Raw genomic sequence first — 23,348 nt, 5'->3', positions numbered from 1 at the left:
ACCATCTGACAAACCATCCTATCCGCGCTTCTATATCTACAACGAACGGTAAACCGGATAATCGACATCAAACCAAAAAAAATTTTTGAAAATATTTTTTGAGTTTTCTTCCCTTTCAATCTATGGATACTATTGTAAGTGACGAGGATACCGCCGTCCAATCCGTAATGAAGCAAAAAAAAGGGGCTGGCCGGGAGAGCAGCGTCTCCTTCATCCAACCCCCGTTATCTCTGCGATTCTTCTCGCCGGTCATGATCCTTCATCCACCGCTCAATGATTTCATCCTCCATAGGTTTGCCGTAGAAATAACCTTGCATGACGTGACAGCCCAGCTGGGTCAAAAATTCAATATGCTCCTGCTTCTCCACCCCTTCGGCAATCACATCCAATTGGAGGGTCTCCGCCATTAATATAATCGCATGAATAATAGCCCGCTTGCTAGGCGTATCCAAATCGTCAATAAACAAACGGTCCAATTTCAGCGCGTCCAGAGGCAGCCGGTCGAGCAGTCCTATGGAGGAATAGCCGGTACCGAAGTCGTCCATGGATACTCTTACGCCCAGCTTGCGTATGGCTTCGAGCTGCCGGATAATATCGTTAATGTCGTAAAACACCATCGACTCGGTAATTTCAAGCTCCAGAAACCGCGGCTCAAGCTGTGTCTTCTCTAAAGTGCTTGAGATTAGCTCCGTTAACAGATCGGTTTGGAACAAGCGGACCGACAAATTTACCGATACCGGCTGGGCGAAGCCGACGGCCTGCCATGCCTTGCACCTGCGGCATGCCTCCTCCAATGTCCATCGGGTCATCGGGATAATAAGGCCGGTCTCCTCCGCGATCGGAATAAACTCTCCCGGCGACACCAGTCCCAGCCGGGGATGCTGCCATCGGATCAATGCCTCCAGTCCGACTAACCGGTTCGTTTTTACGTTCCATTTCGGCTGATACACAATAAAAAACTGGTCTTGGTCGAGCGCCCGCTGCAAGTCCTTCTCCAGCTCCATTTTCCTGACCTCATGAACGCCCATCTCTTCGGTATACACGCAGTACTGGTTTTTCCCTAAGCCCTTCGCCTTGTACATGGCGGTATCCGCGGTTTTAAGCAGCACCGAACGGTTAGACTCTTGAACCGAGCCGATGCTGATGCCGATGCTCCCCGTTACGTAAAGCTCGTTGCCCTCAATGCGGTACACTTTCTTAATGCTTTGCAAAATTTGCTCCGCCAGCCGTTCCGCCCGTTCCAGCGTACAATCCCTTATAATAAACAAGAACTCGTCGCCGCCGATACGAAACGCCTGTTGGCCAGCGCTAACAAAATGACGCAGGCGATTGCCGACCTCCTCGACCAGCAAATCGCCAATATGATGACCTAAAGTGTCGTTAATCGCCTTGAATTGATCCAAGTCGAGAAAGATAACGCCAATACTTTCATGGCCGGTTTGCTTGTCAAAAAAACGGTTCATTTCGTTACGATTCGGCAATCCCGTAATGGCGTCCTGATACGCCAATCTTTCTAATACATGACGGTCGAAGAACATCGCGCCCCACGATACAAACAGAATAATGAATATGGTGACGGTCACTCCATATAGAAGAAAGAGATCTACAGATGACGCATGCTCCATTGCGGCGCCTTCATGCGCATGAAACTTTGCCGCCTTCATGCCTGTGTAGTGCATGCCGCAAATCGCGGCACCCATGACAATGGAAGACGCCCATTTCAGTCCATGGGACGAGGTACGATTCCGGAAACGCAGAAACAAAAATAACGCTGCATAAGAAGCGGCAAAAGCAATGATTGCGGATATGGCCCACATCAGCTTATCGTACGTAAGATCGACCGGCATGACCATAGCTTCCATGCCAACGTAATGCATGGTGACGATTCCGGTGCCCATCATAAAACCGCCTACCGCTATTTTGTACCAATTTACGTTCGTGGGCATGGTGATATAAAACGCGATAAAGGAAGATATAATGCTCGCCGCCATGGATAGAAGCGTAAGCCCAATGTCATATTTTACGGCCGCGTGCAGGTGAAAGGCCAGCATGCCGACGAAATGCATGGACCACACGCCGCTCCCCATAACGAATGCTCCCGCTAGCAGCCAGAAGAATCGGCCTTTTCCTTGCGTGCCGGAAATTTTGGCGGTAATGCTTAAGGCTGAATAGGAAGCCAATATCGCGATGATGACCGAAAGAGCTACAATATAATAGTTATAACTGCCCTCCATATTTCTCTGCTTACTCCAATCTTGTACTAAAGTATTTGTTCAATGCGTATGGCCGGCTCTCTGCTAAGGTCAATGAAACGATCTTCCGCCTGGATGAGAGGCTGCCCAAGGTTTTGGGCTTGAACCATTAACACAACGCCTTCTCTGCCATCCGTGAGCAGCACCGAGCGTCCGATGAGCGCATTCATCATTTTTTCTACGAATAGCCTTGTAATGACAGGATCCAACTCGCCAAAAGAGTCCTTTTCGATTTGAAACAGAACCTCATAGAACGGCAGAGGGTCCTGATACGCTCTTCTTGACGTCATCGCGTGAAATCGGTCCGCAACCGAAGTAATCCGGCTAAACCGTTCAATTTTATCGTGCGTTAGTCCTAACGGATACCCGCCCCCGTCCATCCGTTCATGATGCTGAAGCGCCACAAGCGCTTGACGGTGCGTCACGCCGACTGTTTTTTTCAATAGTTCATAGCCTAGAACCGTATGGCTTTTCATGATCGCGTATTCCTCCGCTGTCAGCTTGCCCGGCTTTTGAAGAAGTTCCTCTGGAATAAGCATCTTCCCAATATCGTGCAATAAAGCAGCCGTAGTCAGCTGCAGCTGCTCCTGCCGGTCCAGGCCCATCCAGCCTCCAATTAGGCAGGCATAGATGCCAACCGCAATATGATGACGATAAATATAATCGTCCTTAGCTTGCAGCGATGCGAACAATCCGATCAGCGGCGTCTCCTTGGAGGCAATTTCTTGTACAATCGGAATCACGCTCCTTCGCAATTCCGCGATCGGAACTTCTTTTGTCGTTCGAATCCCCTCAAATAGGCGGCTGATCTCCGTCACTGTGTCATTAATAATCTGCGTATGTACAAATGATTCGTTTTCGGAATAGGGACCAATCGAAACGACGTCTTGAGCGGTTAACTCGATGCCATGCTTCTCAAGTATCATAATTTGTTCTCGCGTAATAATCGATGATATGGGCACAAGCAATATACCGTTGTCGCTGAACACATCTCTTATTATTCTTTTTCCGATGACGTGACCCCAGTCTCTCGTTTTTGCCAAAAGCGCTGCTCCTCCCATTTCGTAGTCCTTTCGTATTACTTTACTAGACCGTCCTCAACAAAAACTCAACAAGAATCGAGTTCAGTCGACTGTGTTGATTCTTGTCGAGAAATTGTAGAGCCGATTAGGGTGTACTAGATAATGGCCATACACGCGTCTAGCGGATTTTGGTATGATGGCATTACATATGAGAGGAATTGGAGTTGAGGTATTGCTTCCCAGAAGAAACACGCTTCTTATTCTTGCAATCTTTATTATTGCCTTAACGGCCATTCGATTAGCCTTTTTAAGCTATCTGCAGCCGGCCGAGCATCCGAAGGCGGTTAGCGGCGTCCTCGATTTGCGGGGATGGTCCATGCCGGAGAACCGCACGATTACTTTAAACGGGGAGTGGGCGTTCTACCCTTCCGCGTTCATCCAGCCAAACTCCAGCCTATTAAACGCTGATCCGGGCTATATCCAGGTTCCGGGTAGCTGGGAGCATGCCTTTCCGGAGGACAGCGATGCTTCGTACCGTTACGGCACATACCGGCTCCGAATCCTCGCTGACGAACAAGACGATGTCGCGTACAAGCTGCGGATTAATCGAATCAACGATGCCTCCGCCGTCTATGTGAACGGGGAGCTGGCCGAGATGAACGGCAATCCTTCTGAGACGAGGGACGGCTATAAGGCCCGGGTCCTCCCCTACTTCGTCACGATTCCTTCCGCCGGCAGCAGAATTGACCTTGTGATTCATATTTCCAGTCATGCCGGGAAAGGCGGCATTGTGGATTCGATTCGGCTCGGGTCTGAGGAAGCCGTCGACCATCTGAATTTGCTATCTTGGGGTTTGCAGCTCGGATTGTGTATCGTGTTTCTCATTCACGGTTTATATGCGACCATGCTGTTTTTCTTCCGGGTCGCTAATCAAGGTTTATTGTATTTCGCTTTAATTATGTTTCTAGGCATCATGATTGTATTGGCAGCGGACGACAAGCTGCTGTTTGTTTGGATGGAAACGCCTTACGAGCTCTATAAAAAAATCGCGGTTTGGTCCTATATTGCAGTCGTCGCATGTATACCGCCTCTGTTCAGGCACATGTTCGACACGGGCCGGCGGACAAAATTGTTATGGTGGAGCACATGCTTCAGCGCCGCTTATGCTCTCTTTGTCCTCATTGCGCCTGCCCGATATATAGACGCATACATGTTTTTGCTGGGTATTAATTATTTGGTTGTCATTATTGTTTCAAGCATTATTTTGAGCCGCGCGCTTCGAAGAAGCGAGGATGTTATTTTTGTGCTGCTAGGGCTTACGGCGGTGGGCAATAACATCATTTGGACCAGCGTGTTAATGAGACTGCCCGTGGACAAGATCCATTATCCGTTCGATCTCGCCTTTGCGGTATTTGCATTTGCGGCGTTCTGGTTTAAGCGGTTTTTCCGGACCGTTAACCAGACGAAGCTGCTAGCCGAGAAGCTGCAGCTTGCTAATCAGCAGAAAGACGATTTTCTGGTCAGCACATCCCATGAGCTTCGGAATCCTCTGCATGGCATCATGAACATCACGCAAAGCATGCTGGACGATTCGGTTCATCCTGTGCCTGACGAGCATCGAAAGCGGTTGAAGATACAAGCCGCCGTTGCGAGAAGGATGTCACTCATGCTGGATGATCTGATCGATATTACGAGGCTGAAAGAAAACACCATCCGGCTGAGGCTTCGCAGCTTGCCGATTGAACCGCTAGTAAATGGAACCATCGATATTCTGCGGTATATGCTGGACGGCAAACCTATTGCGATTCACATTCATATCGCGGACAACTTCCCTGACGTTCACGCGGATGAAAACAGGCTTGCTCAAATTTTATTTAATTTGATTCATAACGCGATTAAATTTACGGATGCGGGGACGATCTCCATTCAAGCAGAAGTCGTGAACGGACTGCCGCATATTCGAATCAAAGATACGGGAATCGGTATGGATGAGGAGACGCGGAGCCGAATATTTATGCCGTATGAGCAAGGAGATTCGGAGCGGATAAAAGCGTCTGGAGGGTTCGGGCTGGGTCTCAGTATCACAAAGCAGCTGGTTGAGCTTCACGGCGGATCGCTAAGCGCAGTATCTTCGCCGGGCAATGGCTCCGAATTTACGTTTACCCTGCCTGTCGGCCAAAATAGCGAGCTGCTGAAAGAGCCGGAACGCTCTCAGGCGCATATCGAAGCGACCGCTCCGGTTCAATCGGCTGCAGCAAGCAGCGCGCCGTCGCCGTCCCGCAATCGAGCCAAAATTTTAGTCATCGATGACGACAGCGTCAATTTGAACATCCTTGTAGATGTCTTGGGATCGGTTCACTATGACGTCATCACCGCTTCGAACGCGGCAGAAGCTTTAGCCAAACTCGAGACGGCTGCGGTCGATCTGGTGATCTCGGACGTCATGATGCCTCATGTATCCGGGTATGAGTTAACGCGCCTTATTCGGAAACGCTTCTCTCTATCGGAGCTGCCGATTCTGCTTCTGACCGCGAGAAACCGTCCCGAGGATCTGCTTGCGGGCTTTCAGGCCGGAGCCAACGATTATGTGACGAAGCCGGTCGACGCATGGGAGCTGAAATCACGCGTACGCGCTTCCGTCGATTTGAAATTGTCCTTCGAGGAGCGGCTTCGTATGGAAGCTGCCTGGCTTCAAGCCCAGATCAAGCCGCATTTCCTCTATAACACGATCAATTCGATTGCCGCCTTAGGCACGATGGATCTCGACAAGATGCAAAGACTGCTCGGAGAATTCAGCAACTATTTGCGGACAAGCTTCGACTTCCATAATTCCGACCAATTGGTTTCGATTGACCGCGAGCTTGACCTCGTAAGATCCTATTTGTACATCGAGCAAGAACGGTTTGGAGAACGTCTGGAAATTCAATGGGTTCTGGCTGACAACCTGCGTTTTCAATTGCCGCCTTTGTCCATCCAAACCCTCGTTGAAAATGCCGTGAATCACGGGATATTGCCGCGCACTCGCGGAGGCAGGATTCACATCCAAATAGCGGAGGCAGAGGATCATGTCGAGATCCGCATTACGGATAACGGAGTCGGCATGAATCAAGCGCAAATCCAGCAGGTGCTTGACGGTTCCCCGTCAATAGGGTCGGGTATTGGCCTGCGCAATACGGATCGGCGGCTCAAGCAGCTATACGGCAAAGGCTTGCGCATGCACAGCGTTCCTGAGCAAGGCACGACCGTAACCTTTCAGCTGCCGAAAGAAGGCGTAAAAATAAGGAATGAACGTTAACGTTCATTCCTTATTTTCTTGGCTCCATTTCTGGTACCATTCGCTAATGACCGGACTTGGTGCTACATTCATTTCTTCCTTCAATATCGCCGTAAGCATTCGGTATTGGCGATGAACCATGAGATGGCTATCCATTGCGGCATACGCCTTCATGAGAGCGTAATGGGCCTCCTCCACCTGCGGATGGCGGTTGCATACTTCTTGATATTTCTCGACGGCCTTCTCCTGCTGATCGTGAGCGGCATACCATTCCGCCATTTGAAACATCGTTCGGATCCAAAGCATTCGGAGTCGAAAACGCTCATTTTCGGCCCACAAATACTCATATTCCTCTAAGTAATCCCCGATGTATAACCCCATCATGCGCTCATATTCAGCAATCGTATCTTCTGAAACCGGCCGCTGTTTCTGGATGAGCGTTTCCCACTCCTCGGCATCCAGTTGAATATGCTCAAGCTGAAGCAGATACCCGTCGGCCGCGTTTGTTAACTGAAAGCGGTCATGGAAGGGCTCCAGCGTTTTTCGAATATGATAAATGGTCGTATATAACTGCGAATAAGCTTTATTGGGATCATACTCCGGCCACAGCAGCTCGGCGAGAACGGACTTTCGCACCAAGTGTCCTCTATTGTGCAGCAAATAAAGGAATAATTCCTGAGCCTTCGATGTCCGCCAGCGAAGCGGCGTGAAATGGTTGGGCTCGGACTCGATCATGACTTGCTGAAACATCTTCATCTGAATGGTCCGGGCTTTCGCGGGCAAAGGATCCGTTTGTACGGCCAGCCCTGCTGCCGCTTCCAACCGCTCCTGAATGCGCTGCATCGTAATGGCTAAACGTTCGCCTCCAACCGGCTTCATGAGATAATCGAGCGCATTGAGCTCAAATGCTTTGATCGCATACCCATCGTAAGCTGTGCAGAACACAACGTTCAGCTTCGGCTTGCTTTCCAGAATCCGTTCCGCTAATTCAATGCCGTTTATTTCGGGTAAATGAATATCCAGAAATACAACATCCGCCTCATGCTCTAAAATAAAATCGATAAACGCTTGCGGATCAATAAACTTCCCTACAATTTCGATATTAGCAATTTTTTGAAGCTGATGCTCCAAGTAGTTCAATGCTAGTTTTTCATCATCCAGCAGGACAATCTTCATTGTCTTCTCCTTCTGCACCATTCCTATCACATCCAAATTATAGCATATCGTTTCGCGATTCTTCTAATCTTCTACTTAGACGAAAAGCATTTGACAAGGTTGCGCGCGGTAATATAAAAAGCCGAGGGCTGTCAGGATCGATAACCTGACAGCCCTCGGCTTATAGCTCATCAATATTAAGGGACCTCTACGACAAAAGGCACTGTTATGACTTCTCCGTCCCGCTTAAATTGCGCCCAAATCTTATAGATGCCCGCGCCGGGGAAGCTGGTCACGAACTTCGCCTCGGGCCCTGTCGCCTTTTCCTCCAGCGGATGCACATGAAGATATTGTTCGGTATCCTCGCTCAAAATAACGACATGCCCCACCGCGCCCAAATACTGCTGCAGATCGGTAATCGGCTGCTTCGACTCCGCATCCGCGAGCTTGAAGTTTAATTCAAAGTCTTGGCCCGCTTCGGGATGATCGTTCACAAGCGTCACTTCCACTCCGTCTACAATTTTGGAATGGCTCTTATCCGGAGTCAACGGCACTGCCGCTTCGGCTGCCCCGTCAATGGTGATCCATTCGGTCTGCGTTGTTTTGCTTCCGCCCGTCGGCACATAATCGGCGATCAATTTGTATTCGCCGCCCGCAGGGAAGTTGTTCGTAATGACAAATTCGCCCTGTCCTTCGTATTCGGGATGCACATGGTTGAAATACGACAGATCCTTGCTGACTACAATCAGGTGAAGCAGCTTCTCATGCTCGATATCGAAATCCTCTACCGGATTTCCCGCCTCGTCTTTGATCTGGATCCGGATGGAAGCCTCTTCGCCCGCTTTCGTATTTTCCGCCTGCCAGAACGCTTCCGTCGTCACGGACTCCGCCGCGCCGCTGCCGCCGCCATGCGAATCGGAGCCTCCGTGTCCGTGTCCGGACCCCTCTTGCTGTGCCGGCGTCTCTTGGCTTTCCGCCGCCGGCGTATTCGCCTGCTTGCCGAAGCCGTAACCCGCAAAGAACGTCATCACAACAAGCAGCAATATTAAAATAAATTGTTTTCTGCTCAACCGGTCGTCTCTCTCCTCTTCTTTTTTGTCGACGTGCTGCAATCGAAGGGCGTTAAGGACAACGGAAACCGAGCTTAAGGCCATCGCCGCTCCGGCGAGCCAAGGCTCCAGATAGCCCATTGCCGCAATCGGAATGCCGATAACGTTGTAAGCAAGCGCCCAGAATAAATTTTGCTTGATGTTAAGCATCGTTTTTTTGCTCATGGAGATTGCGTCAGGGATGCTGTTCAAATCGCCGCGCATCAGCGTTACGTCCGCGGCTTCCATCGCTACGTCCGTTCCCGTCCCGATCGCCATACCTATATCCGCAGTAGCAAGGGCCGGCGCGTCATTGATCCCGTCTCCGACCATGGCTACCTTCTTGCCTTGTTCTTGGAGCTTCTTCACTTCATTCGCTTTGCCGTCCGGAAGCACCTCGGCTCGCACATGATCGATTCCGACCTGAGCGGCGATCGCCTTAGCGGTGCGTTCATTGTCGCCGGTAATCATGACAACCTCGAGTCCAAGCTCTTTCATACGGGCAACCGCCGCGCCGGACGTTTCCTTAACCGTATCCGCTACGGCTACCATCCCGGCATACTGGCCGTCCACGGCGATCAGCATAGCCGTCTTGCCCTCGGACTCCAGCCTGCTCATCTCTTCAAACGCTTTGTCTGCTTTCACGCTGTATTGCGCCATCAGCTTTCGGGTGCCGATCATGATGCCGCGTCCTTCGACGACAGCCATGATGCCATATCCCGGAATCGCTTGGAACGATTCCGTCTGCGGCATCGCGATGCCTTTCTCCCGGATCCCCGCAACAATCGCTTCCGCCAGCGGATGCTCCGAATTTTTCTCCGCCGCGCCGACCCATGACAGCAGCTGCGGCTCCGAATAGCCCTCTTCGAACCGAACATCCGTTAATTCCGGCTTGCCTTTCGTAACCGTCCCTGTTTTATCCAGTATTACCGTTGTAATGCGGTGAGTATTCTCGAGATGCTCGCCGCCCTTGAACAAAATGCCCATTTCGGCAGCGCGTCCGGAGCCCGCCATTATCGAAGTTGGCGTCGCTAACCCCAAGGCGCAAGGGCAGGCGATAACGAGCACGGCGATCGCTTTCTCCAGCGCGGCCGCTACATCGCCCGGCTCGACGGCGAAATACCAGATTAGGAAGGTGACGGCCGCGATGCCGACGACGATCGGAACGAATATGCCGGATATCACGTCCGCTACGCGTTGAATCGGCGCCTTCGAGCCCTGCGCTTCTTCGACGACCTTAATGATCTGCGACAGCGCCGTTTCTTTGCCAACCTTCGTTGCTTGAACCTTCAAAACGCCGTTTTTGTTCAGCGTCGCCCCGATAACCTGCTCTCCGGCCCGCTTCTCAACCGGAATACTTTCCCCGGTTAGCATGGACTCGTCAACAGCCGAGACGCCTTCGACGACAACACCGTCGACCGGCACCTTCTCGCCCGGCTTTACCAGGAACACGTCGCCGACTACGACGTCTTCAACCGGCACATTCATCTCCTCGCCATTCCTTACGACGGTTGCGGTTTTGGCCTGCAGACCCATCAGCGACTTGATCGCTTCCGAGGAACGTCCTTTCGCCAGCGCTTCAAACAGCTTGCCGAGCAGAATGAGCGTAATTAACACGGCGCTTGTTTCGTAATACAGCGCCTCCGGCACTTCCCATACCGTCACATACAAGCTATAGAAGTAGGCCGCCGACGTACCTAGAGCAACGAGCACATCCATGTTCGCGCTTCCGTTCCGAAGCGCCTTGTACGCTCCGATATAAAATCTGGCGCCTATAATAAACTGTACCGGCGTCGCCAAGGCGAATTGGAACCATGGCTCCATAAAGATGTCCGGCGACCAAATCCAAGAAGTGAAGGAGAAGTGGCCGACCATCGCCCATAACAAGGGGAACGTTAAGATCGCTGAAATGACCAGCATCCACTGTTGACGGCGAATCTCCTTCTGCCGGTGGTCGCCGTCATTTTTGGCCTCAGTCTTAAGCTTCGCCTTGTAGCCCAGCTGCTCCACTTTTTTAATCATATCGGCAGGGCTGACCATTGAAGGCGTATATTCCACATGCGCCGTTTCAAGCGCAAGATTTACGGTCGCTTTCACGCCTTCCAGCTTGTTTAGCCCCTTTTCGATACGAGTTGCGCAAGCTGCGCATGTCATTCCGGTTATATTGAAATCGACGCTTTCCTTCACCGTGCCGTAGCCCAAATCTTTAATTTTTTGCTCCAAGCGGTTCATGTCGACCTTGCTCGCATCAAATTGAACCGACGCTTGCTCAAGCGCAAAATTGACATTCGCCTGTGAGACACCCTCGAGCTTATTCAGCCCTTTTTCGATCCGGTTCGCGCATGCGGCGCATGTCATCCCCGTAATTTGAAAGGTAGCGTTCTGACCGGCGCTGCCTGCTTCAGATTGACTCATCCGTATCACCTTCTCCGATAGCCTATTTGGCCGCTTCGTTCATTAAACGACGTCGTATCCTTGATCCTCGATTGTTTCCTTGATTCTATCCAGTGTGAGCTTTGTTTCATCGAAATAGACCGTTACGCTGCCGGATTGCAAATCGACCTTCGCTTCCGCTCCCAGCTTTCCGAGAGCGCCTTCTATGGAATTTACGCAATGGCCGCAGCTCATTCCTTGCACATTCAATCGTACGTTTTGCATGGTTCATACCTCCAATATTTATCTTCTGACATCATCATAGTATACCCCCCTATAGTATGTCAAGCGTGTTTTTCTAATTTTTTTTGCCCGTCAAATGAAAAGAGGCTCGCTCTCGGGAGAGTGAACCTCTTCGGCTTTAAGGATGCTGCAAGCACAAACCATTCGTTATTTCATCAGTTTATTGATCGTGACGAGCAGCTCGTTAATGATATGAGGATCGCCTTCCTGGATCTTCTCCACGACACAGCTCTTCATATGCTCTTCTAAGAGCAGCTTCCCTACGCCATTCAAGGCCGATTGTACGGAAGCGATCTGATTGAGCACGTCATCGCAATAGGCGTCCTTCTCGATCATGCCCTTTATGCCTCGAATTTGCCCTTCGATTCGATTTAAACGGCTCGTCAAGGTTGATTTCATCTTATCGGAGTTAGGACTGTGTTTGTGATGATGCTTATGTCCGCCTAATTCCGCTGCCGTATCGTTTTCCATGGCTCATCCCTCCTATTGGTTAAAATTATACCCCAGCCCCCTAAACGAAGCCAAGCGCATTAGGCGGCGGCAGCCTGACTCCTTCTTTGGAAGGACAGCAGCAAAACGATGCTGACTGCGGATACCGTTCCGCTGACGATGAACAAAGGCTGAAAGCCGTTGTCATAGGTAGAGAGGAACAAGCCCGCGATCGTTGGTCCCATCGTGGAGCCTAACGACCGGAATAAGCTGATGTAGCCTACGGCCAGACCCGTTTCTTTCGGATCAACCGCTTGTAAAATAAGCACATTAAGCGGCGCGCCGATAATAATCCCGATGCCAAACCCCATAATTGCGATCAGCGGATAGAACAGTCCTAATGTTTCGACGCCGGTTGCGAGCGCCGCTCCCACAGCAAGAGTTAACGCAAAACCAAAAACGAGTACCCGTCTTGCCCCTGCTTTGTCCACCAAATACCCGCCAACCAATGATGCCAGTACGGAAGCGACCGCCAGCGGCGTGACGCTCATGCCCGCTGCTCCCCGGTCCAAGCCCAGCACGGTTTCCGAGAAGTACGGAAGCAAATTTGTTGTTGAAGCCATGACGAAGCCGGACACCATCGAAGCGAGCAGCAGAGCTAACGTATTTGCCTTTGTGAAGTAGGTCAATCGCATAACAGGATCGGAAGACTTGCGTTCGATCACGACGAGCAGAGGCATGAGCAGCACGCCTAGTCCCAGGAACAGCATATTTTTCAGAGTAATTCCTAGCATGAGTGACAGAATAATAAGGGTTAGTACGATAATTCCCGGGACGTCGATCGCCTTCTTTATGATCGGCTGCTCCTGCTTCACCCTGGAAATGAGGATCAAAATAATGGCCGAAATCGGCACGTTAATGAGGAAGATCCACTGCCATTCCATGTTTTCTATGATCATGCCGCCTAACACTGGACCTAAAATTGTACCTAAGCCGAACACCATTCCGATCAATCCAAGCATCCGGCCCCTTTGCTCCGGCGGATAAGACATCGCGATAATAGCGGTAGTAATCGGGAAGATACCCCCAGTCCCTATAGCCTGAATAGCCCGTCCGATTAGAAAGACGGTAAAGCTTGGCGCGAGTGCGGCTGCTGCGGAGCCAATAGCGAACAGGATAATGCCGAAGGCAAAGGTCTGTTTTCGGCCAAAGCGGTCCGACAGCTTTCCAAGCACAGGAATGCTTACGGCGAATAAAAGCGTGTATGCGGTAAAGCTCCATACCCCCCACCCGGTATTCAGCTCGAACTCCTGCAAAATAGAGCTTAGCGCCGGTCCTACGATTCCATGATCAAGCGCCCCCATAAAAATGCCAAGCAATAAGGTGAGGACCGTTGCCCCTCGGGATATGCCTTTTGTTTTAAGCTGCGACATGTTATTTCTCTCCTTGTCCGTTGTCTGATACAAATAATATAGTATACCCCCCTACCCTATGTCAATCGGTAAATGAAAATTTCTCCTAAAAAGAAAAACTGCCGAACATGCGGCAGCTTGGCTTGGCGTCATCGACTATACCTTTACGTAATCATTGAAATAACGGATATGATCCTCCACTCTTTGCCGGAGCTCGTCCGTATCCTTATTGTCAAATGTAAGCAGCAAATATTCCGTCATCATCGCGAAGATCGGATACTGGTATTCAACAGCCAGCATCCGAGGGCTGAACGTGTCCCTGATCTTCTTCTGCTGCTGAAGCAGCAGGAAAGCCGATTCCAAAAAATCGATGGTGCCTTTATAAATGGCGTTCAATATAATCTCTCTCGCGCGCTGGTCGCGGTACTGCTCGATATTCAGTATTCTCCAAATCTGCGTTAAGAGCGGATTCTCGATCGTGCGCTGAAATTGCTCGAAGCCTTGGCGCAGAAAGGTTTCCAAATCCACTTGCTGCAGCATGGCCTCCAGCTGCTCCGCGGAAGGCAGCGCATTCCCCTCGCTCGCATTCGTAAAGAGCTGGTAAATGGACTGCAGAATTTCGTCCTTCGTTTTGAAATGATTATAAAGGGCGCTTTCTTTGATCCCGACATGCTTCGTAATCTCGCGTACGGACACAGCGGAATACCCATTTTGCGAAAATAATTCGATCGCCACTTCAAGTATGCGCCGCTTCGTCTGGCCTACCTCCCGGCTCGGAAACATCGTCTCCACGCTAGCTCCCCCTTCTTATTCTGGACCTTTTACGCCCCCAAATATTAACCATGTTTACCTTCTAAAGCTTGAATATACCGTGCGGCGGATCTTTGTACAGACTCGGCCGCATTAGCTTTAACCATTCTGTTAAATGCGTTATAAATGCGGTCAAACGGCAAGTCCCTCACCTTGTCGGCAATTCGCTTCACCTTGAAGGCAGGCAGCGGAATGAGATTCGGATAGCTGTACATAAAGCTCACCCATCTCCTGTCTTGCACAACCTGGATAATATCGCCGGTAAGCAGAACGCCCTTGCCGTCGTTGCCCTGCTCCCAATGCGCGACAGTCCCCCCGTCGAAATGTCCTCCTAACCGATGCAAGGCAAGCCCTGGCGCAAGCTCCAGCTTTTCGCCGGACCAGAATACCGTGGAGGAATCCTGTCTTACGGCCCATTGCCTATCATCCACATGCAGATAGACCGGAACGCCCAAAGCCTTCGCCCACTCTGCATGCGTCGTATAATAATGGGGATGCGAGATCGCAATGGCGTCAACCCCGCCCAGCTCCGCTAAAGCCTGCAGCGTGTGCTCGTCCAAGTAAGCGACGCAGTCCCACAGAAGATGGAAGCCGCCGGCTTGGACAAGATAAGCCGTTTGACCGATCGCGAACCTGGGCCTTGTCGATAGGCTGTAGAGGCCGTCCTCTTCTTTTTTAATCTCATTCGAATAAGTCTTGCTTTCTCTCAGCGCCTCCAGCGTCGTCCACGACTGTCCATTCGGATTCACGTATTGCCGCTCTTCATCGCATATCAAGCAGCGCTCCGGAGCTTCTGGCGCCGATGGATACTGGGTGCCGCATGTCGTGCATACGTATTGCATTCGGCTGCCTCCGTTTTCATCTACATCTGCATAATAGAATTATATAAGAACAAACGGATCTAAACAATAGTTAACGTTCGTTCACTTACTAAGCCAAAAAAATAGCCCCTATTTTATTAGCTTCTTAACCGAGCAGCCCTGCTCCTCGATCATCTCCAGCATCTCCACAAAATAGATCAGCCGAGAATCATAGGATATGTAGATCATTCCCTCTTGCACGTTTATTGCCGCTAAAGCTCCCCTGCCGGCAAATGCGTTCCGAATGGCAGCCTCTTTGCAGGCGCATAAATTTCCGACACTGACCTTGATGTCATTCATGAAGCACACAACTCCTAGCTCATCACGTTTTTAGATCGAATATATAAACACGGTAACGGCAAGCTGCAAATCCATCACATAATGAGCCATGGCGATCGGCAGCAGCTTCTTGGTGCGGGTAAATATAAAACCGATTGCGATCCCAAGCGGAATAAAGGCGGCGAAGCGCCACAGCATATACGGAATGTCCCCGACAATCGGCAGGGCGACATGCTGGAAGGCCAGCGCTAATCCTGCAAGCAAGATTGCCAGCCACTGCTTGCCTGTAATCCGCTTCAGCCGCGGAAGCGCATAACCGATATAAGTCGGCGTTTCAACGAGACCATTGGATAACGGGAAGACCACAAGCGCGATGATGGCCGCCCATACCGGCAAAGGCTGGAACATCAGATCCGGCGGCACGAAAGAACCGAGAAGGATATACGAGAAGACGTAAAGCGGAATGCCGCCCAAAACAAAACCGACAATGAGCAGCCAGGCAAACTGCAGCAAATCTTTGCCCAGCCGCCCCCTCTGAAATCCGAAAAGACTTCTGTACGGCTTGCCCTCCTTGCGAAGGAAAAAGCGAATCGCCGCGAATGTTACGGCGTTTGCCAGTATCGCCTGAAAAGGCCACCACCTTTGGGCGGATTGAAACGGCTGTTCGTTGCCGGCGAGCGCAAACGCTCCGACGAAGAGAAATCCGAAAACAAGAAACAAAATCGTGCGCAGCAGGAGGGAAAACCATACGTTTGCCGCAGGCGCAGACGCCGCTAGCTGCTGATCCTCTTGAAGCTTAGGGTAGACTAAAATGCTCATGTAGCGCTCTCCTTTTCATTCATGTTGTAAATTTTTGTTCCTTCATCATAAATGAACGAACGTTAACATGTCAATAGTTAACGTTCGTTCACATAAATAATTTATTGTTTTTCGGTCCTCAATTTAATAGACGGTGAAGGTTTGTCCGGTTTGAATCCCTTCCACGCTTTTCCGGAAGGCCTGGGCTGCTTTGCCGGCGGGTACAGGCACAAACCCGGGAAAATAAGGGCCGTACTTGGCGATCGATTCGATCAGCACGCCCGGGCTAACATTGTTAATCCGTATGCCGCGCGGCATTTCGTATGCGGCGGACCGCACAAAAGCCTGGATTGCGCCGCCCGCCATCGCGGACGAGACGCCGCCTGCAATGGGGTCGTCCATAATGACGCCCGTCGTCAACGTAAAGCTGCCTCTATCACGGACATGATCCAGTCCCAGCAGGACAAGATTCACCTGTCCCTTTAATTTGCTCTGAATCGAAATCTCGTTATTTTCGGGCGTTAGCTCCTCCAGCGGGCCGAAATACGTGCTTCCGGCCGTACTAATAACCGCATCCACCTTACCAACGGCTTGGTACATCGCAGATATACTTTCGACGGATGCCATGTCTACCGTAACGTCAGCGCCGTTGCGGCCGGCCGTTACGATCTCATGCCGAGGCGACAGCTCTTCGCGCACGGCTTTCCCCAATACCCCTGAAGCTCCAACCAATAAAATTTTCATGCGAAGCGCTCCTATCTCTTATTCAGCTACAACGTAGCCGTTACTGGTACGGATTCACCACCTTTCGTATTATATTGTTGATCTCATTCCCTAAATGAATAATAGTATACCCCCCTATCCTATGTAAAGCGTTTTTTATGAGCCATCGAATGAAAAATAGCCGGCGAAAAGCAGGAATGCATCCCGATTTTCGCCGGCTACCGGCTTTGCTAGTTCCCCTTCTTATGTTTAATCACCTTAACCACTGCCGTTGCGGTCGACTGATTGCCAGCCTTATCGGTAGCGGTGTATAGGATTGTATAATGGCGCTCCGAGCCTTTGCCCGCAATCTCGGCGCGGAGCTGGAATGCCGTATCGTAGGTCCCATACTCGGCATTTTGGATGTCGCTCTCATGAGGCTTGGACTTCGGGGAATGTTTAAAATCACTCACCGTAATGGAAGTCAGCTGGATGGACTCGATTCCCGCGCCGGCATCGGAGCCTTCCACAATGGCGCGGATTGGGACCATTTTATGATTGGCGGGCGACAGGGTGTAGCGGTTAAGAGCGAGCTCCAGCGTCGGCGCGGTTTTGTCGATTTTCACACCTAGCTGCTTCTCTTGCTCAAGATTGCCCGCTTTGTCCTGGCTGCGGTAGAGAAGCGTATGCTCGCCTTCATGACTTAGCGTAATTCCCCCATCGTATACCCGCCACGTGCTCCCATTATCGAGGCTATAGGTTGTTCGCTCCACCCCCGACTGATTGTCGGCTGCCGTTAGGGTTACGTGAACATCCGTATTGTGCCAGCCTCCGCTGCGGGGCTGCTCCGATACCTCCGCCTCCGTGACCGGGGCTGTATCATCGGATCGAACAAGCTTCAGCGACTTCCGAATCACTCCGCCGTTGATCTCGATAGGCGCCTCCTGTGGCAAGTAGCCCGGAGCCGTCACTTTAAGGGAATACGCGCCTCCCCGGATGACATTCGAGAAAAAGTAGTGGCCCGTTTGATATAGAGGAATATTCGTACCCGCTAGCTCGACGGCCGCGTTTTCGACCGGAGCATCCGATTCATCGGTTACATCCACTTCAAGACGCCCGTTAAAAGGCGTGCTTGGCAGCTTATCGGTCACTTGTTTATCCCTGACAAGACGATCGCCCAGATGAAACTCGACTATTCCTTCGGGGAAGTTATGGTTATAAACGAGCTCAAAAGCATTCGGCCCGTGTGCCGTTTGGAAGGTGCCCGGAATAATGGAGAAGGAATAATTGCCGTCGTAATCCGTCGTTATATCCGCTATTGGGATCCGGCCTCCGCGGCCCAGATAAACGCTTAGACTTATCGGATATTGGCTGACCGGCGTCGCGAACTCGTCTACATAAGTAATGTTTCCGGTAATCACCGCTCTCTCCTCCGGCAATTGAAAATCGAGCGTATCGGACCGCACCTCGAAGACGATCACATGGCTGTTAACCGTTAGAATGGCAGAGACGGCATCATAAACAGATTGAGTGTAGGAAATGGCATACTTTCCTTCTGCATCGGTTGCAGCGGAAGCTAGGAAGCGAAAACCCGTTTCCGGAGAATATGCCCCGACCCGGACGTCCGCGCCTTCGATAGGCAACCCTGCCTCGTCCGTTATTGTTCCTTGAAGAGAACGATCCGCTTGATCGCTAAACCCATCGGCATAGCTGATGTTCGTACTTGTTGTCAGAAACGCAGCAATAAGAACGCAAACCCATACCACCCTTCCTTTTCTAAAATCAATCATTTGTCTCATTCACGTCCCTCACCCTCTTCTTTTAATGGAGATAAAACGTTCTCAATAAAGAATACCATCAGCCGACTATAATTGTAATAGTCTGGATGAACGAAGTATTCACAGCATAAAAATAGGCCCCCTGTTAAGGGAGCCTTTAACTGCGTTTAAAAAGCTATTTCCACCACTCGTCAAAAGGAGTGACCGGGAGCTCGCGTTTATGCTGCGTGCCCGCATAACGGCGCTCGATATTGGCCTTCGCTTCCGGAGCGACCTCTTGGCCCGTCAAATATTGATCAAGAACGGCATATTCCAGGCCAAGCTCCGTCTCATCCGCTTGCTGCGGCTTGTTGTCGAGCAGATCTGCCGTCGGCGTTTTCAGATAAAGCCGTTCCGAAGCGCCCAGCTCGATCAGCAGCTCGCGCCCTTGGGTTTTCGTCAGGCCTGTTAACGGAAGAATGTCCGCGCCGCCGTCCCCGAACTTTGTGAAAAACCCTGTAATCGCCTCAGCTGCATGGTCGGTGCCGATAACGAGGCATTGACGTTCGCCGCCTACGGCATATTGCGCGATCATACGCATTCTGGCCTTTACATTGCCTTTGTGATAGTCCGCAAGCGCATTGCCGGTAGCATCCGCATAGGCCGCAGCTAACGCATTGACAGGCTCCTGAATGTTAAAGGTCAAGCTTTCATCCGGTTTAATGAAGGCTAACGACGCCTGCGCATCCTCCTCATCCTGCTGGATGCCATATGGCAAGCGGATTGCTATAAAAGCCGCCTCATACCCTTCCGCCCGGAGCTCCTCCGCCGCAAGCTGCGCTAATCGTCCCGCGAGCGTCGAGTCTTGCCCTCCGCTGATTCCAAGCACAAAACCTTTGGCGCCGGTCTTCTTGCAATAGTTCTTCAAGAAATCGATACGGGTACGGATTTCCTCTTTCGGATCGACGAGCGGCTTTACATTTAAAGCCTCGATAATTTGTTTTTGCATGTCTGGCATGGCTATTCTCCTCCCTATTTGTATAACGCATGGCTTTTTATATAAGCATAGACCTTATCCGGCATCAGGTAGCGCGGCTCGCCGCCCATCTTGAACTCATCCCGGATATAGCTCGAGCTGATTTCCATGGCAAGGCCTTTATCGATCAAGTGAAACGTTTGCCCGTCGTCGGCATTGCGTAGAATGGGCGATTTGCTGATGGCGGCGAGCATATTGATGCCGTCTCTCGCCATCACGATAAACTTGTTGTCGCGTATCAATTCCTCGGCATGCCTCCACTTGCCTTCCCCAATGTCAATCAGCAGGTCGGCACCCATGATGAAGTAGATGTCGTCGCCCGGATATTTCTCGCGAAAATGCTTCAGCGTAAGGTAAGTGGCGATTTCCCAGCCAAGCTGGTTCATTTCATAATCGTCCACCTCGAATTTATCGTTATCCTCCGTGGCGATCCGGACCATATTGAGACGATGCTCATCGGATGCGGTAAGCTTCTTGTCCTGACGCTTACTGGAGCATGGCAGGAAGATCACCTTATCCAGCTTGCAGCGGTGAGCGACGGTGCTCGCCGTCCATAAGTGGACATTCGTGACGGGATCGAAGGACGATCCGTAAATGCCGATCTTGGCCATCGCGCTTCCCTCCTACGCCTTCATCGTCTGCTGCACCTTTTGCCGCACTTCCTCGATGAGACGCATTTTGTTATCCCAGCATGCTTTACTGAGGTTCACCGGGTATTCGGCCGGATTGAGCGTACGCTTGTATTCTTCCCATAACACTTGAAGATTGGCCTGCACAAACTCGCGGATCTCCTGCAGAGCGGGTATCGGGTAGACCAGGCTTCCGTCTTCAAAAATCGTGTGATGCAGCTCTCTAGCCTCGAAGCTCGAAACGAACTTGGCAATATAGGTGTGGACGGGATGGAACATGTGCAGATGATCCTCGTTCTGCGGCTCTTCGTGCTCCAGCGCGATGTAATCGCCCTCCGACTTCCCGCTCGCCTTATTCACGATTCGGAATACCCGCTTGCGCCCCGGCGTCGAAATTTTTTCCGGATTCGAACTGATTTTGATCGTATCCGCCATCGTCCCGTTCTCGTCCTCAATCGATATGAGCTTGTAGACAGCCCCTAGCGCGGGCTGGTCATAGGCGGTAATGAGCTTTGTTCCGATGCCCCACACATCGATTTGCGCGCCTTGCGCTTTCAGGTTAATGATCGTTTGCTCATCGAGGTCATTCGAAGCGTAGATTTTGGTCTCCGTAAAGCCGGCCGCATCGAGCATCCGGCGGGCTTCCTTCGACAAATAAGCCAAATCGCCGCTATCCAGCCGAATGCCTCTGAAGCGGATACGGTCACCGAACTCCTTCGCCACTTGAATGGCGGTAGGAACGCCCGATTTCAGCGTGTCGTACGTATCGACTAGGAATACGCAATCCTTGTGGGTTTCCGCGTATTGGGCGAAGGCCTTGTACTCATCCCGGTAAGCCTGCACCATGGCATGAGCATGTGTCCCCGATACCGGAATACCGAACAGCTTCCCCGCTCTGACGTTCGACGTTGCGCCGAAGCCTGCAAGGTAAGCGGCTCTTGTTCCCCAAATCGCGGCGTCCAGCTCTTGCGCCCGGCGGGTGCCGAACTCCATGCAGGGTTCTTCGCCGACGACATGCTTGATGCGGGCGGCCTTCGTTGCAATCAGCGTCTGGTAGTTCACGATGTTTAAGATCGCCGTCTCAACCAGCTGGGCTTCGGCAAGCGGCGCTTCGATCCGCATGATCGGTTCGTTCGCGAATACAAGCTCGCCTTCCTTCATCGAACGAAGCGTTCCCGTAAACCGGAGCGTCCGAAGATAGGCGAGAAACTCCTCGCTATAGCCGTCCTCCCGAAGATAGTCGATGTCGCTCTCCGTAAAGCGGAATTCATGAAGATACCGAATGACGCGCTCCAAGCCCGCGAAGACGGCAAAGCCGTTGTGGAACGGAAGCTTGCGGAAGTAGACCTCGAACACCGCTTGGCGGTTCTGCATGCCGTCCTGCCAATAAGCCTGCGTCATATTGATTTGATATTTGTCCGTATGCAGCGCAAGGCTGTCATCCGTATGGTTCAACGCCGGAAGCTCGAACTTGTTCAATTTATTCCCCTTCTTTCCTTATAACCGCTGCGCCAAGCGATCCCTTGAAATGACGGAGCGCCCAGACGTGGCCTTCCGCGTCAAAGCTTGCCACCGCATCTTCATGGACCACGATGTCAAAGCCCTTATTGTAAGCGTCCACTGCGGTGTGAAGAACGCAAATATCGGTGCACACTCCGACGAGGTGAAGCTCGCTTATTCCTCTTGCGCGAAGCTGCTGCTCCAGGTCCGTTCCGGCAAACGCGCTGTATCTCGTTTTATCCATCCAATAGACATTCTCGTCATCTTGATGGCGCTGATAGACATCCTCCAGCTTGCCGAACAGCTTGCGGCCATCCGTTCCTTCAATATTGTGCGGCGGGAACAGCTTCGTCTCCGGGTGATAGGGGTCGTTCTCTTTGTGTATATCGATCGCGAATACAACATAATGTTGACTGCGGATGAACGCTTCCGTAATCGCCGCGATACGTTCCTCAATCGCCTGCCCTGGCGCGCCGCAAGTCAAAGCCCCGTCCGCCGCGACAAAATCCTTCGTGTAATCGATATTGATCAGCGCTTTTTTCTTTTCCATCTTGAACGCCTCCCTCAAGGTATTAACGATTGTGAAAATGTTAATTGTAATAGCGTGGAATAACCCTTTTACATTTTCGTGTGGTAAATCGATTTGTTCAGATCCACATCAACGAATCGGTACAGCTGCGTCGGCCTTTTAGAGGTTCTGGTTGTTTTCTTTCCTTCCACTTCCTGAATGAAAGGCAGAGACTTAATCTTCCTTGCAAATGCGGCTTCCAGCGCGATGGCCGAATCGTCCGTTACCGTGAGGAGCACAGCCTGAAGCTCCGAGTACGTGAACTCTTCGGGAAGGAACTCTCTTGCGACCGTCGTTTCCAGCAGCTTGCGGCGGATGACGTGAATGGCATCGGCGATAATTTCAGCATGGTCAAAAGCAAGCTCCATATTCAGAACCTCGTTCACTGAAAAGAGCTGAACATCGGCCGCATCGTCGTTCGCTTGACGCTTCGACAGCTTGCGCTCCGGCACGATCGCAAAGTGAGCGTTCGTGATCATCCATCCGCGCGGGTCACGTCCCGGCTTGTCGTAAACGCCGAAATGTTCGAGATGGATGTCCTCTACCCCCGTCTCCTCCTGAAGCTCCCGCTTCGCGCACTCGAAGGCTGTCTCGTTCGGATCGACAAACCCGCCGGGCAGCGCCCATTTCCCCGCTTCAATGTTGGGCTTGCCTTCGCTGTTCCGTGCGCTGCGCTGGATCAGCATAATCTTAAGGTCCATGACCGGCGGTTTGAACGCTTCAGCTTTAACCGGCAGTATGGTGAAGACTGCGATATCTGAAGTATAACCATCCGGCGTGCGGTATTTCTTGACGTCGTATTGCTCCAGTGCTTCTTGATTAGACAAGCGCGCCCCTCTCTTTCTATTAACAATTATCATTTTGTTAATTGTATTATATGCAGAATGAGCGAGGATGTCAACCTGTCGTTTCCATTTTTCTGAAAATGGGCCTGCCTTCTTCTTCTTCTTCTTCTTCTTCTTCTTCTTCTTCTTCTTCTTCTTCTTCTTCTTCTTCGTTTTCGTCTTTGTTGAAACGTCTCCGTTAATCTTACGAAAAAACCAGCATACCTGTCGGCATGCTGGTCTGGCTTCGCCTGGCCTATCCGCTTTGCAGCGAGGC

At 51.3% G+C, this 23,348-nt stretch carries 18 protein-coding genes and 1 pseudogene; 1 reads left to right on the top strand and 18 read right to left on the bottom strand.

The features are described from left to right. Positions 1-224 precede the first annotated feature (224 nt). Positions 225-2,234, bottom strand: coding sequence for a bifunctional diguanylate cyclase/phosphodiesterase (locus tag D3P08_RS21415; RefSeq protein ID WP_119602163.1), 2,010 nt, complete (start codon positions 2,232-2,234; stop codon positions 225-227). A 26-nt stretch (positions 2,235-2,260) separates the two neighbouring features. Continuing rightward, positions 2,261-3,295 carry an HD-GYP domain-containing protein gene (locus D3P08_RS21410; RefSeq protein ID WP_240647692.1) on the bottom strand — a complete coding sequence of 345 codons (1,035 nt, stop codon included), beginning with the start codon at positions 3,293-3,295 and terminating at the stop codon, positions 2,261-2,263. Positions 3,296-3,506: 211 nt separating this feature from the next. Between D3P08_RS21410 and D3P08_RS21405 the strand changes: the two genes are divergently transcribed. Further along, complete coding sequence (locus D3P08_RS21405; protein WP_240647691.1) at positions 3,507-6,569, top strand: ATP-binding protein; 3,063 nt, start codon at positions 3,507-3,509, stop codon at positions 6,567-6,569. A 3-nt stretch (positions 6,570-6,572) separates the two neighbouring features. Here the strand turns inward: D3P08_RS21405 and D3P08_RS21400 are convergent, their stop codons facing one another. From D3P08_RS21400 to D3P08_RS21325, 16 genes and pseudogenes are all read right to left on the bottom strand, one after another. After that, positions 6,573-7,724 (bottom strand): response regulator, encoded by a 1,152-nt coding sequence (locus D3P08_RS21400; protein ID WP_119602160.1) that lies wholly within the window; start codon positions 7,722-7,724, stop codon positions 6,573-6,575. A gap of 1,067 nt (positions 7,725-8,791) precedes the next feature. Next, positions 8,792-11,206: pseudogene (locus D3P08_RS21395) on the bottom strand (heavy metal translocating P-type ATPase); the annotation flags it as partial. Between the two features lie 42 nt (positions 11,207-11,248). Beyond that, positions 11,249-11,449, bottom strand: a complete 201-nt coding sequence (copZ, locus tag D3P08_RS21390) for a copper chaperone CopZ (RefSeq protein ID WP_119602158.1) — start codon at positions 11,447-11,449, stop codon at positions 11,249-11,251. 165 nt (positions 11,450-11,614) lie between these two features. After that, a complete protein-coding gene (locus D3P08_RS21385) occupies positions 11,615-11,938 on the bottom strand; it encodes a metal-sensitive transcriptional regulator (protein ID WP_119602157.1) in 324 nt (107 codons plus the stop codon). A gap of 59 nt (positions 11,939-11,997) precedes the next feature. Next, the gene (locus D3P08_RS21380) at positions 11,998-13,329 is read right to left on the bottom strand and encodes an MFS transporter (protein ID WP_119602156.1); all 1,332 of its coding nucleotides are present in this window, start codon (positions 13,327-13,329) and stop codon (positions 11,998-12,000) included. 135 nt (positions 13,330-13,464) lie between these two features. After that, positions 13,465-14,091, bottom strand: coding sequence for a TetR/AcrR family transcriptional regulator (locus D3P08_RS21375; protein WP_240647699.1), 627 nt, complete (start codon positions 14,089-14,091; stop codon positions 13,465-13,467). A 53-nt stretch (positions 14,092-14,144) separates the two neighbouring features. Beyond that, positions 14,145-14,960 (bottom strand): MBL fold metallo-hydrolase, encoded by an 816-nt coding sequence (locus D3P08_RS21370; protein ID WP_119602154.1) that lies wholly within the window; start codon positions 14,958-14,960, stop codon positions 14,145-14,147. Positions 14,961-15,068: 108 nt separating this feature from the next. Beyond that, positions 15,069-15,278: a hypothetical protein gene (locus D3P08_RS21365; RefSeq protein WP_119602153.1), complete on the bottom strand. Its 210-nt coding sequence runs from the start codon at positions 15,276-15,278 to the stop codon at positions 15,069-15,071. Positions 15,279-15,308: 30 nt separating this feature from the next. After that, positions 15,309-16,076 (bottom strand): CPBP family glutamic-type intramembrane protease, encoded by a 768-nt coding sequence (locus tag D3P08_RS21360; protein ID WP_119602152.1) that lies wholly within the window; start codon positions 16,074-16,076, stop codon positions 15,309-15,311. Between the two features lie 123 nt (positions 16,077-16,199). After that, positions 16,200-16,799 (bottom strand): short chain dehydrogenase, encoded by a 600-nt coding sequence (locus tag D3P08_RS21355; protein WP_119602151.1) that lies wholly within the window; start codon positions 16,797-16,799, stop codon positions 16,200-16,202. Positions 16,800-17,008: 209 nt separating this feature from the next. After that, entirely contained in the window at positions 17,009-18,556 is a 1,548-nt protein-coding gene (locus D3P08_RS21350) for an OmpL47-type beta-barrel domain-containing protein (protein ID WP_119602150.1), read from the bottom strand. A gap of 154 nt (positions 18,557-18,710) precedes the next feature. Further along, positions 18,711-19,532, bottom strand: coding sequence for an ammonia-dependent NAD(+) synthetase (gene nadE, locus D3P08_RS21345; protein WP_420819052.1), 822 nt, complete (start codon positions 19,530-19,532; stop codon positions 18,711-18,713). A 14-nt stretch (positions 19,533-19,546) separates the two neighbouring features. Beyond that, on the bottom strand, positions 19,547-20,161 hold the full coding sequence (gene nadD / locus D3P08_RS21340; protein WP_119602149.1) for a nicotinate (nicotinamide) nucleotide adenylyltransferase: 615 nt from the start codon (positions 20,159-20,161) through the stop codon (positions 19,547-19,549). Positions 20,162-20,173: 12 nt separating this feature from the next. Next, positions 20,174-21,658: a nicotinate phosphoribosyltransferase gene (locus tag D3P08_RS21335; RefSeq protein WP_276311186.1), complete on the bottom strand. Its 1,485-nt coding sequence runs from the start codon at positions 21,656-21,658 to the stop codon at positions 20,174-20,176. A 1-nt stretch (position 21,659) separates the two neighbouring features. Continuing rightward, positions 21,660-22,229: a cysteine hydrolase family protein gene (locus tag D3P08_RS21330; protein WP_119602148.1), complete on the bottom strand. Its 570-nt coding sequence runs from the start codon at positions 22,227-22,229 to the stop codon at positions 21,660-21,662. A 68-nt stretch (positions 22,230-22,297) separates the two neighbouring features. Continuing rightward, the gene (locus tag D3P08_RS21325; RefSeq protein WP_119602221.1) at positions 22,298-23,074 is read right to left on the bottom strand and encodes an NUDIX hydrolase; all 777 of its coding nucleotides are present in this window, start codon (positions 23,072-23,074) and stop codon (positions 22,298-22,300) included. Positions 23,075-23,348: the final 274 nt, after the last annotated feature.

Origin of the sequence: Paenibacillus nanensis, from assembly GCF_003583765.1 — a bacterium.
Lineage (GTDB): Bacteria > Bacillota > Bacilli > Paenibacillales > Paenibacillaceae > Pristimantibacillus > Pristimantibacillus nanensis.
Note: the sequence above shows the minus strand (reverse complement) of the source record. Positions and strands in the feature narration are given on the sequence as shown.

Excerpts from the sequence above, each read along its gene's own strand:
- D3P08_RS21360 (WP_119602152.1), bottom strand. The coding sequence starts at position 16,076 with ATGAGCATTTTAGTCTACCCTAAGCTTCAAGAGGATCAGCAGCTAGCG.
- nadD (WP_119602149.1), bottom strand. The coding sequence starts at position 20,161 with ATGGCCAAGATCGGCATTTACGGATCGTCCTTCGATCCCGTCACGAAT.
- D3P08_RS21380 (WP_119602156.1), bottom strand. The coding sequence starts at position 13,329 with ATGTCGCAGCTTAAAACAAAAGGCATATCCCGAGGGGCAACGGTCCTC.
- D3P08_RS21350 (WP_119602150.1), bottom strand. The coding sequence starts at position 18,556 with ATGAGACAAATGATTGATTTTAGAAAAGGAAGGGTGGTATGGGTTTGC.
- D3P08_RS21370 (WP_119602154.1), bottom strand. The coding sequence starts at position 14,960 with ATGCAATACGTATGCACGACATGCGGCACCCAGTATCCATCGGCGCCA.
- D3P08_RS21355 (WP_119602151.1), bottom strand. The coding sequence starts at position 16,799 with ATGAAAATTTTATTGGTTGGAGCTTCAGGGGTATTGGGGAAAGCCGTG.
- D3P08_RS21330 (WP_119602148.1), bottom strand. The coding sequence starts at position 22,229 with ATGGAAAAGAAAAAAGCGCTGATCAATATCGATTACACGAAGGATTTT.
- D3P08_RS21375 (WP_240647699.1), bottom strand. The coding sequence starts at position 14,091 with ATGTTTCCGAGCCGGGAGGTAGGCCAGACGAAGCGGCGCATACTTGAA.
- D3P08_RS21385 (WP_119602157.1), bottom strand. The coding sequence starts at position 11,938 with ATGGAAAACGATACGGCAGCGGAATTAGGCGGACATAAGCATCATCAC.
- nadE (WP_420819052.1), bottom strand. The coding sequence starts at position 19,532 with ATGCCAGACATGCAAAAACAAATTATCGAGGCTTTAAATGTAAAGCCG.
- D3P08_RS21415 (WP_119602163.1), bottom strand. The coding sequence starts at position 2,234 with ATGGAGGGCAGTTATAACTATTATATTGTAGCTCTTTCGGTCATCATC.
- D3P08_RS21365 (WP_119602153.1), bottom strand. The coding sequence starts at position 15,278 with ATGAATGACATCAAGGTCAGTGTCGGAAATTTATGCGCCTGCAAAGAG.
- copZ (WP_119602158.1), bottom strand. The coding sequence starts at position 11,449 with ATGCAAAACGTACGATTGAATGTGCAAGGAATGAGCTGCGGCCATTGC.
- D3P08_RS21400 (WP_119602160.1), bottom strand. The coding sequence starts at position 7,724 with ATGAAGATTGTCCTGCTGGATGATGAAAAACTAGCATTGAACTACTTG.